Genomic DNA, 15,084 nt, shown 5'->3' on the forward strand with positions numbered 1-15,084 from the left:
TCCCTCAGACTCCCTCCAAAAACTTTTAACGCCCTGCGGATCACCCCGATTTTGCTTGCAAAATCGGGGTGATCCGCAGGGAATTAAAAGTCTTTGAAGGGGGTCTGGGGGAAACTTTCTACAGAAAGTTTCCCCCAGGTAATTAATCAGAGCTTCCCTAAGCCCAAAAGAAGCCCTTTCGGGCAAAAGCCCCCGTCCGATACCGCTTGCGGGACCGCCGGTCCTCGGCCGGCGGTCCCCTTCGGCCCTCAACCGGAGTCAGTCACGGCCACGGCTTCGATCTCGACCGCCACGTCCTTGGGCAGCGCCGCGGCCTCGACGGTCGCCCTCGCCGGGTAGGGCTCACTGAAGTAGCGGCCGTAGACCTCGTTCATCTCGGCGAAGGTCCCCAGGTCCTTGAGGTAGACCGTCGTCTTCACCACGGCGTCGAGACCGAGGCCCGCCGCCTCGAGCACGGCGGTTATGTTGTCGAGCACGCGGCGTGTCTGCTGGGCCACCGTCGCGCCGACGACCTCGCCTGTGGCCGGGTCCAGCGGTATCTGTCCCGACAGGAAGAGAAAGCCCCCGGCCCGCACGGCCTGGGAGTACGGCCCGATGGCCTCGGGCGCCTTCTTCGTGCTCACGGCCCTCTTACGCACCGCTCGCCTCCGCTTCCCTTGCTCCGCCCCTTATCCTCTCCACCTTCTTCACCTTTCTTATCTTCTGCAGGGCCCTTATGATGGAGTTGAGGTGATGCTTGTCGCACACCTCGACCTCGAAGTTGCAGACCGACCTGTTGTCCTCCTTGGTCGATATGTTGGCGCTCGTTATGTTGGCGTCGGCGTTCTTGATGGCGTTGCTCATGTCGGCGAGAAGGCCCTTGTCGTTGGAGCATATGACCTCGATGCGGACGGGCCTCGTCGTCCTGACCCTCCTGTCCCACTCCACCTCTATGCGGCGCTCGCTGTCGATATCGAGGGTGTTGGGACAGTTGGCGGCATGGATCGTCACGCCCTGGCCGTGGCTGATGTAGCCGACGATACTGTCTCCGGGCAGGGGGTTGCAGCACTTGGCGAAGCGCACGAGCACGTTCTCGATCCCCTGGATGAGCACTCCCCCGCCCTGGGGCCTGGGACCGCGGCGCAGCCTCTGAATCACCTGCCGGAAGCGCGAGACGGCGCCGTGGCGGTGCTCCATCTTCTCCGGCGGCAGTATCCTGCCGAGGAGCTGGCCCACCGATATCTTGCCGTAGCCGATGTTGGCCATCAGCGCCTTGGCGTCCTTGAGGCCGAAGGACTCGGTCGCTATCTTGTCGAGCTCTCCCGACTTGAGCAGCCTGCCGAGCTCGATGTTGTGACGGCGCAGCTCCTTGTCGCATATCTCCTTGCCGAGGGCGAGGCTCTTTTCGCGCTCCTCGCTCTTGAGCCACTGGCGTATCTTGGTGCGGGCCCTCGAACTCGCCACGAAGTTGAGCCAGTCGGGGCTGGGCTTGTGGTTGGGCGAGGTGATTATCTCCACCACGTCGCCGTTTTTCAGGGGGTGGCGGAGCGGCACCATCCTGCCGTTGACCTTTGCGCCCGTGCATCGGTGCCCCACGTCGGTGTGGATGGCGTAGGCGAAGTCCACGGCCGTCGCCCCCACGGGCAGCTCCTTTATGTCGCCGCCCGGCGTGAAGACGAAGACCTCCTCGGGAAAGAGATCGACCTTCACGGTCTCCATGAACTCGTCCGAGTCGGTGAGGTCGCGCTGCCACTCGAGAAGCTGACGCAGCCAGGCGAAGTTGCGCTCGTCGCGGCCCTGCCTTACCACCTTCCCCTCCTTGTACTTCCAGTGGGCGGCCACGCCGTATTCGGCGACGTTGTGCATCTGTTCGGTCCTTATCTGGACCTCCATGCGCTCGCCGTAGGGACCGAAGACGGTGGTGTGGAGAGACTGGTAGCCGTTGGGCTTGGGCAGGGCTATGTAGTCCTTGAACCTGCCGGGCACGGGCCGCCAGTTGGAGTGCACCACGCCGAGCACGGTGTAGCAGTCGCGCACCTCCTTGACAACCACCCGGAAGGCGATGAGGTCGTGGATGTTCTCGAACTCGAGCTCCTGGTCCTGCATCTTCTTGTAGATGCTGTAGAGGTGCTTGGGGCGTCCCGTGACCTCGGCCTCGATGCCGTTGTCGGCCAGCTTGGCGGCTATGATCTCGCGGACCTTCCTGATGTAGCTTTCCCGCTCGGTCACGCCCCTTGCCACCTTCTCCTTGAGCCATTCGTACTTGTCCGGTTCGAGATAGCGGAAACAGAGATCCTCGAGCTCGGTCTTCATCCACCCGATGCCGAGACGGTTGGCCAGCGGCGCGTAGATGTCGAGCGTCTCCTGGGCTATCTTCCGGCGTTTCTCCGGCCTCAGCGGCGCGAGCGTGCGCATGTTGTGGAGCCGGTCGGCGAGCTTTATGACGATGACCCTTATGTCGTTGGCCATGGCCAGCAGCATCTTGCGGAAGCTCTCGACCTCCCGGTCCCGCTTCTTCTCGAAGGTCATGCCGCTTAGCTTTGTGAGCCCGTCCACCAGCCTCGCCACCTCCGCGCCGAAGACGCGCTCGATGTTCTCCAGCGTCGTGTGGGTGTCCTCCACCGTGTCGTGGAGAAGTCCCGTGGCCACGGTGGTCGAGTCCATCTTGAGCCCGGCGAGGATGTAGGCCACCTCCAGGGGATGGCTCAGGTAGGGCTCGCCGGTCTGGCGGATCTGCCCCTTGTGGACCATGCCGGCGAAGACGTACGCCTTTTTAATCGTGTCCAGGTCGGCCCCCGGGTTGTAGGAGGCGATCCGCTCCAGTATGTCCTCAAGCCTCACCATTACTGCTAATTTAACCCAAACAGCGCCTTTTTTCAATAGGCGCTGCAGGTTTGCGCGCCGCAACGGCCCTCTTGCGAAGACCGCCCTCCCTGTGTTAAGAATAATATCCGAGGCTACCTCGTCGTGAAAAGTATCCTCCCAGGATGATGGACGGATGAACTCGGCTCTCATAGCGCTGACGGCCTTTCTCGCATATCTTCTCGCCTACCGTTTCTACGGCGCCTTTCTCTCCCGCCGCATCTTCGGCGTCGACCCGGACAGGCGTCCTCCGGCACACCTCTACCGCGACGGCGTGGACTTCGTGCCCACGGGAAGGCACATCCTCTTCGGCCATCACTTCACCTCCATAGCCGGGGCGGCGCCTATCGTGGGGCCCGCCATAGCCGTCATCTGGGGGTGGCTTCCGGCCCTTGTCTGGGTCATAGCGGGCTCCATCTTCATGGGGGCCGTCCACGACCTCGGCGCGCTCCTCGTCTCGGCCCGCCACAGGGGCCGCTCCATTGGAGAGGTCTCCAGGACCCTCATAGGCCCGAGGGCGAGGGGCCTCTTCCTCTTGCTCATATTCTTCGCCCTGCTCATCGTCATCGCCGTCTTCTGTCTCGTCATAGCCGTGCTCTTCAAGTCCTATCCATCGACGGTCCTGCCGGTGCTCGTATCCATACCGGTGGCCGTGGCGCTGGGGCGCCGCATAAAAGGCCGCAGGGGCGGGGCGCTCGCGCCGTCGCTGGTGGCCGTGGCGATACTCTACGCATCCGTCGCGGCCGGACTCTACTTGCCCGTAACCATGCCGCCCCTCATCATGGGAAGCGATATCCTCACATGGGTCGTCGTGCTCCTCGTCTACGCATACGTGGCCTCGACGCTTCCCGTCTGGGTGCTTCTCCAGCCGCGCGACTACATAAACTCGCACCAGCTCTTCATCGGCCTCGCCCTCCTCTACCTCGGCGTCTTCGTCGTCAGGCCCGACATGGTCGCCCCGGCCGTGAATCCCGCTCCCACGGGCGCGCCGCTTCTCTTCCCCTTCCTCTTCATCACCGTCGCCTGCGGCGCCATATCGGGCTTCCACAGCCTCGTCTGCTCGGGCACCACCGTAAAGCAGCTCGACAGCGAGGCCGACATCCAGTTCATAGGCTACGGCTCCATGCTCGGCGAGGGGCTGCTCGCCGTCATGGCCATACTGGCCTGCACCGCCGGCTTCGCCTCCACCGAGGCCTGGTCCGCCCACTATGCGAGCTGGTCCGCCGCCCAGGGGCTGGGCGCAAAGGTCGGCGCCTTCGTCGAGGGCGGGGCGCGCTTTCTCGCCGGCGTCGGCATTGGCCGCGAATTCGCCACGGCGCTTGTCGCCGTGCTCGTCATAAGCTTCGCCGCCACGACCCTCGACTCGGCTACCCGCATCCAGCGCTACGTGGTGAGCGAGATAGCCGAGGACTACGGCTTCGATGCCCTCTCGGGCCGCCACAGCGCGACGATGATCGCCGTCGTGAGCGCCTTCATGCTCAGCATGATAAACGGCGGAAAGGGCGGCCTCATACTCTGGCCCCTCTTCGGCTCCGTGAACCAGCTCCTCGCCGTCCTCTCCCTGCTCACCGTCACCATGTATCTCGTGCGCGAGAGAAGGCCCGCCATCTACACCATCGTGCCCATGGTCTTCATGATGTGCGTCACCGCCTGGGCCATGGCCGTAAACCTCAGGGACTTCGTCTCCAACGGCCGCTGGCTCCTCGTCACCCTCGGCGTCGGCATATTCCTCCTCGAGGTCTGGCTCGTCGCCGAGGCGGCGGCCGCGCTCAGGACCTTCCGCTCCGAGCCCGTCTTACTTTCTTTTTTGGAAAAAAAGAAAGTAAGCAAAGAAAAAACCGATGACTTTGCGGGTCTATGAATGTAGTTGGGGGCAGGAGGAGGGGGTTGCTTCTTTGTCGTTAACTGTAAAAGTTAGGCCCTTCAGGCACCACCCACCCGGCACAGCAGATCAATGACAACATGACGGCTCACACCACAAAGGGTCTGACCTGTCAACGATACAGAATCGGCCCTCTTTTTCTTCCTTTTCTACATCCGATTCTCATAATTTAAGGAGGGGGACGGCGTCAGGCGGCGGGGGTATTCAGCCGCTGGGGCATGGCAACTTTCCGAGGGTTCGCGGGCTATTGTTTTTTCTTTGCTTACTTTCTTTTTTTCCAAAAAAGAAAGTAAGTCGGGGCGAGAGGATTTGAACCTCCGACTTCCTGCTCCCAAAGCAGGCGCGCTGCCAGGCTGCGCCACGCCCCGATTGATTGTCACGGTCCGCGACGGCCCAAGGCGTGGAGTCTTCCGGTGGGATATGGGCGTGCGGGGCCGTCCGCAAGGTAGACGAATATCACGGAGGGGATTTTTTTTCAAGCCCGGCGGCGCCGTGGCCGAGCCATGCCTTGAGCTTGCGAAGGGCCTCGGCGCGGTGGCTCAGGCGGTTCTTCTCGTCCGGCGGAAGCTGGGCGGCGGTCATTCTTCTGGAGGGCACGAAGAAGTAGGGGTCGTAGCCGAAGCCGCCGCTGCCCCGGGGCTCGAGGACGATGCGGCCCTCGAAGGCGCCGGAGAAGGTCTTTTCCAGGCCTTCCGGCGTTACGAGGGCGACTACGCAGCGGTAGCGCGCCGTGCGGCGGGCCTCGTCGACGCCGCGCAGCTCTTCCACGAGCTTGCGGTTATTCTCCTCGTCGGTGGCGCCGGGGCCTGCGTAGCGGGCCGAGTAGACGCCGGGACGGCCGCCGAGGGCGTCGACCTCGATGCCCGAGTCGTCGGCGAGGGCCGCGAGGCCGGTGCGTTCGGCCACGTGGCGGGCCTTTATGAGGGCGTTCTCCTCGAAGGTGGCGCCGTCTTCGGGGGGGAGTTCGAGGCCCGGGAAGTCGTCGAGGGTGAGCACCGTGAGGTCGGCGTCCGAAAGGATGGCCTTTATCTCCCGCGCCTTGCCGGGGTTCCTGGTGGCGATGACGAGCTTCACCTCAGCCCCCGGCGGACGAGGCCGGAGCCGCGGCGAGCGCGGCCCTCTGGAGTTCGGAGAGCTCGGCCACACCCTTGGCCGCGAGATCGAGGAGCGAGTCCATCTCGTCCCTGGTGAAGGGTTCGGTCTCGGCGGTGCCCTGGACCTCGATGAACCTTCCGCTGGCGGTCATGACGACGTTCATGTCCACGTCGGCCGCCGAGTCCTCCTCGTAGTTGAGGTCGAGGAGGTATTCGCCCCTCACTATGCCCACGCTGACGGCGGCCACGGAGTCGAGGATGGGCGAAGGGCCGGCGGCGATGACGCCGGTCTCCATGAGCGAGCCCACGGTCTCGGCCAGGGCCACGTAGGCGCCCGTTATGGAGGCCGTGCGGGTGCCGCCGTCGGCCTGGAGCACGTCGCAGTCGACGATGAGCGTGCGGGGGCCGAGGCGGGCGAGGTCCACCACGGCCCGCAGGCTCCTGCCTATGAGCCTCTGTATCTCGTGGGTCCGGCCGCTTACGCGGCCCCGCACGGACTCGCGGGGTATGCGGCGCGCCGACGAGCGCGGGAGCATGGAGTACTCGGCCGTTATCCATCCCTGGTCGCCGCCTGCGAGGAAGGCCGGCACCGTCTCCTCGACGGTGACGGTGCAGATGACCTTGGTGTCGCCCATCTCCATGAGCACCGAGCCGTCGGCCGACTTGAGGAAGTCCCTGGTAATCCTTACGGGCCGCAGCTCGTCGGCGGCCCTCGAGTCGATTCTCTTCATCGCTCCAGTCTCGCCGAGCCCATCCTTTTTCTGTAGACGCCCTCGAAGTCGAGGACGCCTTTGACGATGGCCTCGGCGATCTTCTTCTGGAAGCCGCTCTCCGAGAGCCGCTTCTCTTCCGAAGGGTTGGTTATGAAGCCCATCTCGACGAGGACGGCCGGCATGGTGGCGTTGAAGAGGACGATGAAGGGCGCCTGCTTCACGCCGCGGTTCTCGCCACCCGTGTATGCGGTCAGGGCTCTGTGGACCGACTCGGCGAGCATCGAGCTTGCGTGGTGCGTCTCCGTCTGGGTCAGGTCCCAGAGTATGGCCATGAGGTCGCTCTCCACGGCGTCGTTGTACTCCGTGTCGAGCCGTATGACGTCGTTTTCAAAGGCCGCCACCTCGCGGGCATCCTCGTCGGAGGCCTCGAAGCTCAGGAAGAAGGTCTCCACACCCCTTGCGCCCGCGCGGCGCGCCGCGTTGGCGTGTATGCTTATGAATATGTCGGCGCCGCGGCTGTTGGCAAAGGCCGTGCGGTCCTCGAGCGTCACGTACTCGTCGGTCGTCCTGGTGAGAAGGACGGTGGCCCGGGTGGCGGAGCGCAGCCTTCGCGCCGTCTCGAGGGCCACCTCGAGGGTGACGTCCTTTTCCTTGAGCCCGCCGGGACCTATGGCGCCCGAATCCCTGCCGCCGTGGCCGGGGTCGATGACTATGACCTTGAGCGCCCCGCCCGGCGCCGCCGACACGCCGCCCACGCCGGAGAGCAGCAACGCCGCGGCCGCGACGGCCAGATAAAAGCCTCTTCGCCGACCGTTCATCACGGTTATTCTAATCGCAAGCAACCCGCTTGTCAACAGCCCCGCAGACGTGAGGGAAGACTTCAAGGCATCCAAACTCCTTGAAGGGGGCGGAGAAACGCCGCTCTGCGGCCCTTTTTGCAGCAAGTGTGATTGGTCAGGGTTCCCCTGTGGACCGGGAGTGGAGGGGGCCGGCTCCGCAGGCCCTTGAAGCGGCTGTCAGGTTCTGCTAAGATTAGTCTACAGTGCATACCACCGATACCGTCAGAGAGGCCGCGGCGGCGCGGAGCTGGAAGGCGAGCGATCTCTTCGTCCGTTCCCTCGAGGAAGAGGGGGTGCGCTTCGTCTTCGGCATCGCCGGCGAGGAGAACCTCGACTTTCTCGAATCGCTGCGCAAGTCGGGGAAGATAAGGTTCGTCGTCACCCGCCACGAGCAGGCGGCGGCCTTCATGGCGGCCACCTGCGGAAGGCTCACGGGACGGGCCGGCGTCGTCCTCTCTACCCTCGGGCCGGGCGCCGCCAATCTCGTCACCGGTGTGGCCTACGCCCAGCTCGGCGGCATGCCGCTGGTGGTCATCACGGGCCAGAAGCCCATAAAGAAGAGCAAGCAGGGGCTCTTCCAGATAGTCAACGTCATAGGCATGATGTCGCCTCTCACCAAGGCGAGCCACCTTGTGACGAGCGCCGCCATGGTGCCCTCGCTCGTGCGCCGGGCCTTCAAGCTCGCCGAGGAGGAGCGTCCCGGCGCCGTCCACCTCGAGCTGCCCGAGGACGTGGCCTCCGAGACCACCGCCGGGGAGAGGGTCCTTGCCCGCACCGTCGTTCGCCGTCCGGCCCCGGACCCCAAGGCCGTGGACGACGCGGCGCGCCTTGTGGAACGCTCGCGCCGCCCCCTCATTCTCATCGCCGCCGCGGCCAACAGAAAGCTCGTGCGACGCCAGCTCTCCGAACTCATCGAAGGTACGGGCATCCCCTTCTTCACCACCCAGATGGGAAAGGGCGTCATAAGCGAGGACAGCCCCCTCTGGCTCGGCACCGCCGCGCTCACCGAGGGCGACTACCTCCACTGCGCAATCGACCGCGCCGACCTCATCATATCCATAGGCCACGACGTGACCGAAAAGCCGCCGGCCATCATGGGCCACGGAGCCCGCAAGGTCATACACATAAACTTCTACTCCGCCGTGGTTGACGACGTGTACTGCCCCACCATCGAGCTCGTGGGCGACATATCCCACTCCATCTACGCGCTGCGAAGACGCCTCAGGGTCTCGCCCCGCTGGGACTTCGCCTACTTCAGGAAGATAATCGATCACATGCGCCTACAGATCGGCGAGCGGGCCGACGACGGCTCCTTTCCCGTAAAGCCCCAGCGCCTCGTGGCCGACCTGCGCTCGGTCGTGCCCCGCGACGGCATCGTGACGCTCGACAACGGCGTCTACAAGATATGGATGGCCCGCAACTACCCGGCATACGAGCGCAACACCGTGCTGCTCGACAACGCCCTCGCCACCATGGGAGCCGGGCTTCCCTCGGCCATCGCCGCCAAGCTCGTCCATCCCGAGCGCGCGGTCGTGGCCCTCTGCGGAGACGGCGGCTTCATGATGAACTCGCAGGAGATGGAGACGGCCGTGCGCCTGGGCCTGGACCTCACGGTGCTCGTTGTTAACGACAACGGCTACGGCATGGTCAAGTGGAAGCAGCAGGCCATGGGCCTTGAAAACTTCGGCCTCGACTACACAAACCCCGACTTCGTGCGCTACGCCGAGAGCTACGGCGCCAGGGGACACCGCGTGGAGAGGACCGAAGACCTCGCCGGCATACTGCGGGAATGCATGGGCTCCGGGGGAGTCCACCTCGTGGAATGCCCCGTCGACTACTCGGAAAACCACAGGGTGCTGACCGAGGAACTGCGGGCCAAGACGTGCCTTGTGTGAAGGTCCGGCGGTGAGGGGATGAGGGAAAACAGCGCCATAGAAATCTCAAGGAGACCCTGATACTTGGGAAACCCTGATTCATTGCACTGAGGGAACCTTTTTGTAAAAGGGTCATAGACCCACGGTTCCCTCAGACTCCCTCCAAAAACTTTTGACGCCCTGCGGATCACTCCGATTTTGCTTGCAAAATCGGGGTGATCCGCAGGGAATTGAAAGTCTTTGAAGGGGGTCTGGGGGAAACTTTCTACAGAAAGTTTCCCCCAGGCGGGTGACGCCATGCGAAGCTACGACATACTGGTCATAGGGTCCGGTCCCGGTGGAGAGAAGGCGGCGGTTCAGGCCGCCAAGTTCGGCAAGAAGGTGGCCGTCATCGAACGCAGCCCTTTCATAGGGGGGGCCGGCATACACACGGGCACGCTGCCGAGCAAGACGCTGCGCGAGGCGGCCATCTTCATCTCGGGGCTCAAGCAGCGCGCCGTCTTCGGCCACTACTTCCTGCCGGGCCGCGACGTGACCCTCGGCGAGCTCATGTACAAGAAGAGCGAGGTCATAAGGCGGCAGATGGAGGTCATAATCGACCACTTCGGCAGGAATAACATCGAGGTCGTCTACGGCGAGGCCTCCTTCGTCGACGCCCATACGCTCGCCGTGAGACGCGGCGGCGGCGAGAGCGAGCGGCTGCGCGGCGAGATCATCGTCATCGCCACCGGAACCCGGCCGGCCCGTCCTCCCGAGGTCCCCTTCGACAGCACCCATATCTACGACAGCGACACCATACTGGAGCTCGACAGGCTCCCGGCGAGCATAGCCGTCGTGGGCGGCGGCGTCATAGGGTGCGAGTACGCCTGCATATTCGCCTCGCTGGGCGTGAAGGTCACGCTCATAGACAAGCGCGAGCGGCTGCTCGGCTTCGTGGACGCCGAGCTCGTCACCAGCCTCCTGTACTGGATGCGCCACATGGGCATAACCGTCAGGGGCGGCGAGCAGGTCACCGGCATAACGGTCGAGGGGAAAGGGCGGGTCGTGACGCGCCTTGCAAGCGGCAAGATCGTCGTGACCGAGAAGCTGCTCTACACGATGGGACGGGTGGGCAACACCGACAGGCTCAATCTCGAGGCCGTGGGGCTTGAGGCCGACGACAGGGGGCTTCTCAAGGTCGATTCGGCCTACAGGACGGCCGTGCCCAACATCTACGCCGTGGGGGACGTCATCGGGTTTCCGTCGCTCGCCTCCACCTCGCGCGAGCAGGGGAGGATAGCGGTCTGTCACGCCGTCGAGGACCACGGCGAGGCCTGCGCCCTTCCCTCGCTTCTTCCCTACGGCATCTACACCATCCCGGAGATCTCGATGGTCGGCGAGACCGAGCAGACGCTCACGGAAAAGGGCGTGCCCTACGAATCGGGAACCGCCCTCTTCCAGGAGGTGGCCAGGGGCCAGATAATAGGGGACGTGCACGGCATGTTGAAGCTCCTCTTTCACCGCGAGACACTGCGCCTTCTCGGCGTGCACATAGTCGGCGAGCGGGCCTCGGAGCTCATTCACATAGGTCAGGCCGTCATGAGCTTCGGCGGCACGGTGGAGTACTTCAGGGACGTGGTCTTCAACTACCCCACCCTGTCGGACGCCTACAAGCAGGCGGCGCTCAACGGCCTCAACCGCCTGGGAGGAAAGCCCTGCCACGACGAGGGATGAATCGCCCTGGGGGAGACTTTCCGCAGAAGGGCCACAGGCCCGCGTCTCCCCCCTGCCCCATCGTATGTTATTCGGGTCTTCGGCTGTACCGGGGGTTCGGCCCGCGCCAGGCGGGATTTTTTTACGCCTTTGCGGCCCGAACCCCCGGTACAGCCCCCGAGGAGCCGGCGCGGGCAGGACGCCCACTTCAATTACTTGGGGGAACCTTTACAAAAAGGTTCCCCCAGGGTAGTTAATCAGGGTCTTCCACCGGGCGCGCCTCTGCGGCGCTGCGCGGGAGGTCGGCCCGCAAAGGCGTAACAACCCCGCCTGGCGCGGGCCGACCTCCCGCGCAGCGCCGGGACAAGCGAACCGGCGCGCCCTGCAAGCGAGCCCGGCAGGGCCGCGGGTACGGGAGCCTTCTTCAGAGAGGCCCCGCTCACGGCGGTCAACGGGAGTTTCCCGAAGGATAGAGGGAGGATTGAGCCATGGAGAGAGAAAGATACGGCGTTGAAGAGGAGAGGGAAGGGATCACGCGTCGCAGTTTCGTAAGGGGGGCCTCGGCCTGCGCGGCGCTCACCCTCGCAGGCTTCGACCCGGTGAGCGGCACCATCACCGGCGCCTTCGCCGACGTGGGGTACCCGGAGGGCGGCGCTGCGTCGAAGTGGTACATGTCGGTCTGTCCCTACTGCGGCGTGGGGTGCGGCGTGGACGTGGGCGTGAAGAACAACAGGGTCGTCGCCGTCGCGGGCATGAAGGACCACCCGGTGAACGAGGGCAGGCTCTGCATCCTCGGCAAGAACCTCGTGGGCATGCTCCATACCGACGACAGGCTCGTCTACCCGGCAAGGCGCGAAGGCGACGGCTTCAAGCGCCTCGACTGGGACGAGGCGGCCGCCGAGGTGGCGGAGAGGATAAAGGAGACCGTTGAAAAGCACGGCCCCGACTCCTTCGCCATGTACGTGAGCGCCTCGGAGTATATCGAGGAGTACTACATATACAACAAGTTCGTCAAGGGGTGCCTGGGCACCAACAACCTCGAGTCGAGCGCCAGGCTCTGCTGGGCGAGCGGTGTTGTGGGGCTCGTAAAGGCCTTCGGCGCCGACTCGCCGCCCTGCGCCTACGAGGACGTGGAGCTTGCCGACCTCGTCGTGCTATCGGGCTACAATCCCTCGTCGTCAAAGCCCATCTTCTTCAGGCGGCTGGTGCGGGCGAAGAAGGACTCCGGCGCAAGGCTCATCGTCATCGACCCCAGGCGCACCGACACGGCCCGCTTCGCCGACACCTTCCTCCAGATACGGCCCGGCACGGACGTGCTCCTCCACAACGCCATGGCCCATGTGCTCATAAAGGAGAAGCTCATCGACGAGGCGCAGGCACGACGCCTCACCGACGACTACGACGCCTTCAGCGAACACGTGAAGGACTTCGCGCCCGAGCGCGTGGCGGCCGAGACGGGCCTTTCGGCCGGGGCCATAAGGGACGCGGCCCGGCAGATAGGCAGGGCCGAGAGGGTCGTCTTCATGTGGGGCCAGGGCCTGAACCAGAGCCGCATAGGCACGCGCAAGGTGACGACCCTGCTCAACCTCTGCTTCATTACGGGCAACATCGGCCGGCCCGGGGCCGGCCCTCTTGCCATAACGGGCCAGACGAGCGCCATGGGGCTGCGCGAGGTGGGGGCCCTGCCCCATCTGCTGCCGGGCTTCAGGCTCGTGACCGACGGGAAGGCCAGAGAGGAGGTGGCCCGTGTCTGGGGCGTGGACCCCGCCGGCATGAGCCCCAACAAGGGAAAGCCCATACCCATGATACTGGAGGGCCTCGAGTCGGGCAGGATAAAGGTCCTGTGGATCATCCACTCGAACCCGGCGGCCACATTCCCCGACACGGAGTGGGCGCGCCGGGCGCTCTCGAAGGCCGACTTCCTCATCGTCCAGGACTGCTACCACCCGACCGAGACGTCGCGCTACGCCCACATGCTCCTTCCCGGCGCCCAGTGGTCCGAGAAGGGCGGCACGCTCACCAACTCGGAGCGGGGCCTGAATCTCATCGAGAAGGCCGTGGACCCGCCGGGCCAGGCCCGCCCCGATCTCCTCATAGTCATGGACGTTGCAAGGCGCATGGGTTTCGGGGACCTCTTCCGCTACAGGAGCACCGAGGATATCTTCGAGGAGTACAAGCTTCTGACCAGGGGCCGCCCCTGCGACATAAGCGGCCTTACGTACGCGAGGATAGCCGAGGAGAAGGGCATCCAGTGGCCCGTGCCCACGGCCGGACACAAGGGCACGCGGCGCCGCTTCCTCGACAGGCGCTTTCCCAAGGGCAAGCTGCGCCTCAACCTCCACGACCACGAAGAGCCGGCCGAGACGCCCGGCGAGGGCTACCCGCTCCATCTCATAACGGGGCTCGTGGCCACCCAGTACCACTCGCGCACGAGAACGGGCAAGATCGTGAAACTCGACAGGACGCTGCCCGAGCCCTTCGTCGAGATACATCCCGACGACGCCGGGCGCTACGGCGTGGCCGACGGTGATCTCGCCGTCGTCTCCACCCGCAGGGGCTCGGTCAAGGCGCGGGTCGTCGTCACCGACGGCATACGCCGCGGGGCGATCTTCGTCCCCTACCACTTCGGCTATCTGGCCGGCCGAGAGCGGGCGGTCAACGCGCTCACGAACCGCTCCTTCGACGAGTTCGCCAAGCAGCCGGAGTTCAAGGCCGCGGCTGCGAGGATCGAAAAGGCATAGGCCCGGAAGGCGGCGGTGCTCGGTCTTCTGAGGGCCTTTTTCGGCGGCGCGGCGGAGCAGGCGGCGCTGCGCCCGCCCGGCGCTCTCGACGAGCGGCGGCTCCTTGCGGCGTGCATAAAGTGCGGCCGGTGCATGGAGGTCTGCCCCTACCGTTCCATAGCGCCGGCCGCCTTCGGCGAGGGCCCGCTCTACGGCACGCCGCTCGTCTATCCGCTCCGGAGGCCCTGTTACCTCTGCATGAAGTGCCCTCCCGTCTGTCCCACCGGCGCGCTCAGACCGGTGGAGAGGGAAGAGGTCTCCATGGGCCTTGCGCGCATCATCGAGAGCACCTGCCTCTCCTACAACGACACGCTCTGCAACCTCTGCTACAAGAAGTGCCCGCTCAAGGGCCGCGCCGTCGACCTCGACGACGAGCTGCGCCCGTTCATAATCGACGACGGCTGCACGGGCTGCGGCGTCTGCCTCTACGTCTGTCCCACCGAGCCGCGCTCCATAGCGATCGAGTCGGGGAGGGGGCTGTGAGCGGGCGGGCCGGGAGGCGGCGCTACGGGCCGAGGCGGAGGCTCGTCCAGGCGCTCGTCGTCGGGCTTCTCATAGGCGTGCCGCTTCTCAACGTCGTGAAGATCGACGTGGTGCAGGGCACGCTCTGCTCTATCGGCATAAGGTCCGTGGAGGTGACCTGCTCTCTCGGCGCGCTCCAGGTCTTTCTCGCCTCAGGCGAGCTCTACTGGCGGCTCCTCCTGCCGGGCCTCTTCTTCGTGGCCCTCGCCCTCGTGCTGGGCAGGGTCTTTTGCGGCTGGGTCTGTCCCCAGCACATGGCCGGCGAGGCGGGCGACGGGGTAAGGACGCTCCTCGGCCGCAACGACGGCGCCGGACCCGACCCGCCGCGTCGCTACCGGCGCGCAAGAAACCTCTACCTCTCCATCCTCGCCGCCGGTCTCGTCTCCACGGCCGTTGTGGGCGTGCCCGTCATATGCTACGTCTGTCCCGTGGGCATCATATGCAGGACCCTCTTCACGGGCACCTTCTTCGGCCGCGTGGGAGGCGAGATCTTCATCGTCGCCGCCATCGTGGGCTTCGAGGTCGTCGCCTCGCGGCGGGGCTGGTGCCGCTACATCTGTCCGCTCGGCGCCCTCTACAGCCTCTTTCCCATGGGCGCGTCGCTTCGCGTAAGGCGTGATGCGGCCCGATGCGTCGAGTGCGGGGCCTGCGAGACCGACTGCCCCATGGGCGAGTCCCCCATGCGCGGGCTCGTGCGCCGCAGTTGCACGAACTGCGCCGTATGCATCGACACCTGTCCCGAGGGGGCCCTTCACTTCTCGTCCCGCCTTGTTTCCAGTGCGCGCCGCCGCCTCAACCTTGAGCGGCGCTCCCGGTCTTCCCAAGGAAACCCTTATTTACCCTGAGG

Annotated in this window: 11 protein-coding genes and 1 tRNA gene; 6 read left to right on the forward strand and 6 right to left on the reverse strand. The window is 65.0% G+C overall.

Annotated features, from left to right (window positions below):
• Positions 1–248: 248 nt before the first annotated feature.
• Together ENJ37_04540 and ENJ37_04545 are read right to left on the reverse strand one after the other, a co-directional pair.
• The gene (locus tag ENJ37_04540; protein HHL39751.1) at positions 249–638 is read right to left on the reverse strand and encodes a RidA family protein; all 390 of its coding nucleotides are present in this window, start codon (positions 636–638) and stop codon (positions 249–251) included.
• Positions 631–2,823 (reverse strand): bifunctional (p)ppGpp synthetase/guanosine-3',5'-bis(diphosphate) 3'-pyrophosphohydrolase, encoded by a 2,193-nt coding sequence (locus ENJ37_04545; protein HHL39752.1) that lies wholly within the window; start codon positions 2,821–2,823, stop codon positions 631–633. The genes ENJ37_04540 and ENJ37_04545 overlap by 8 nt, the downstream gene beginning before the upstream one ends.
• Positions 2,824–2,977: 154 nt before the next feature.
• On the opposite strand from ENJ37_04545, the gene ENJ37_04550 reads away from it, so the two are divergent.
• The gene (locus tag ENJ37_04550; protein HHL39753.1) at positions 2,978–4,702 is read left to right on the forward strand and encodes a carbon starvation protein A; all 1,725 of its coding nucleotides are present in this window, start codon (positions 2,978–2,980) and stop codon (positions 4,700–4,702) included.
• A 315-nt stretch (positions 4,703–5,017) separates the two neighbouring features.
• Here ENJ37_04550 and ENJ37_04555 read toward each other — a convergent pair.
• From ENJ37_04555 to ENJ37_04570, 4 genes are all read right to left on the reverse strand, one after another.
• Positions 5,018–5,091, reverse strand: a tRNA-Pro gene (locus tag ENJ37_04555).
• A gap of 88 nt (positions 5,092–5,179) precedes the next feature.
• Positions 5,180–5,797, reverse strand: coding sequence for an XTP/dITP diphosphatase (locus ENJ37_04560; protein ID HHL39754.1), 618 nt, complete (start codon positions 5,795–5,797; stop codon positions 5,180–5,182).
• Between the two features lies 1 nt (position 5,798).
• Positions 5,799–6,548: a ribonuclease PH gene (locus ENJ37_04565; protein HHL39755.1), complete on the reverse strand. Its 750-nt coding sequence runs from the start codon at positions 6,546–6,548 to the stop codon at positions 5,799–5,801.
• Positions 6,545–7,348, reverse strand: coding sequence for an N-acetylmuramoyl-L-alanine amidase (locus ENJ37_04570; GenBank protein ID HHL39756.1), 804 nt, complete (start codon positions 7,346–7,348; stop codon positions 6,545–6,547). The genes ENJ37_04565 and ENJ37_04570 overlap by 4 nt, the downstream gene beginning before the upstream one ends.
• Before the next feature lie 224 nt (positions 7,349–7,572).
• On the opposite strand from ENJ37_04570, the gene ENJ37_04575 reads away from it, so the two are divergent.
• From ENJ37_04575 to ENJ37_04595, 5 genes are all read left to right on the forward strand, one after another.
• Positions 7,573–9,264 carry an acetolactate synthase large subunit gene (locus tag ENJ37_04575; protein HHL39757.1) on the forward strand — a complete coding sequence of 564 codons (1,692 nt, stop codon included), beginning with the start codon at positions 7,573–7,575 and terminating at the stop codon, positions 9,262–9,264.
• 276 nt (positions 9,265–9,540) lie between these two features.
• Entirely contained in the window at positions 9,541–10,956 is a 1,416-nt protein-coding gene (locus tag ENJ37_04580; GenBank protein HHL39758.1) for a Si-specific NAD(P)(+) transhydrogenase, read from the forward strand.
• Between the two features lie 467 nt (positions 10,957–11,423).
• Positions 11,424–13,676 (forward strand): nitrate reductase catalytic subunit, encoded by a 2,253-nt coding sequence (locus tag ENJ37_04585; GenBank protein HHL39759.1) that lies wholly within the window; start codon positions 11,424–11,426, stop codon positions 13,674–13,676.
• Between the two features lie 15 nt (positions 13,677–13,691).
• A complete protein-coding gene (locus ENJ37_04590) occupies positions 13,692–14,198 on the forward strand; it encodes a 4Fe-4S dicluster domain-containing protein (GenBank protein HHL39760.1) in 507 nt (168 codons plus the stop codon).
• Positions 13,919–15,082 carry a 4Fe-4S binding protein gene (locus ENJ37_04595; protein HHL39761.1) on the forward strand — a complete coding sequence of 388 codons (1,164 nt, stop codon included), beginning with the start codon at positions 13,919–13,921 and terminating at the stop codon, positions 15,080–15,082. Before ENJ37_04590 ends, ENJ37_04595 begins: the two co-directional genes overlap by 280 nt.
• Positions 15,083–15,084 lie beyond the last annotated feature (2 nt).

The sequence above is a fragment of the Deltaproteobacteria bacterium genome (genome assembly GCA_011375175.1).
In the GTDB taxonomy this organism is placed as follows: Bacteria; Desulfobacterota; GWC2-55-46; order GWC2-55-46; family DRME01; genus DRME01.

Bases quoted from the DNA above. Each gene is read 5' to 3' on its own strand.
- ENJ37_04565 (HHL39755.1), bottom strand. From the start codon at position 6,548: ATGAAGAGAATCGACTCGAGGGCCGCCGACGAGCTGCGGCCCGTAAGG.
- ENJ37_04580 (HHL39758.1), top strand. From the start codon at position 9,541: ATGCGAAGCTACGACATACTGGTCATAGGGTCCGGTCCCGGTGGAGAG.
- ENJ37_04585 (HHL39759.1), top strand. From the start codon at position 11,424: ATGGAGAGAGAAAGATACGGCGTTGAAGAGGAGAGGGAAGGGATCACG.
- ENJ37_04545 (HHL39752.1), bottom strand. From the start codon at position 2,823: ATGGTGAGGCTTGAGGACATACTGGAGCGGATCGCCTCCTACAACCCG.
- ENJ37_04570 (HHL39756.1), bottom strand. From the start codon at position 7,348: ATGAACGGTCGGCGAAGAGGCTTTTATCTGGCCGTCGCGGCCGCGGCG.
- ENJ37_04550 (HHL39753.1), top strand. From the start codon at position 2,978: ATGAACTCGGCTCTCATAGCGCTGACGGCCTTTCTCGCATATCTTCTC.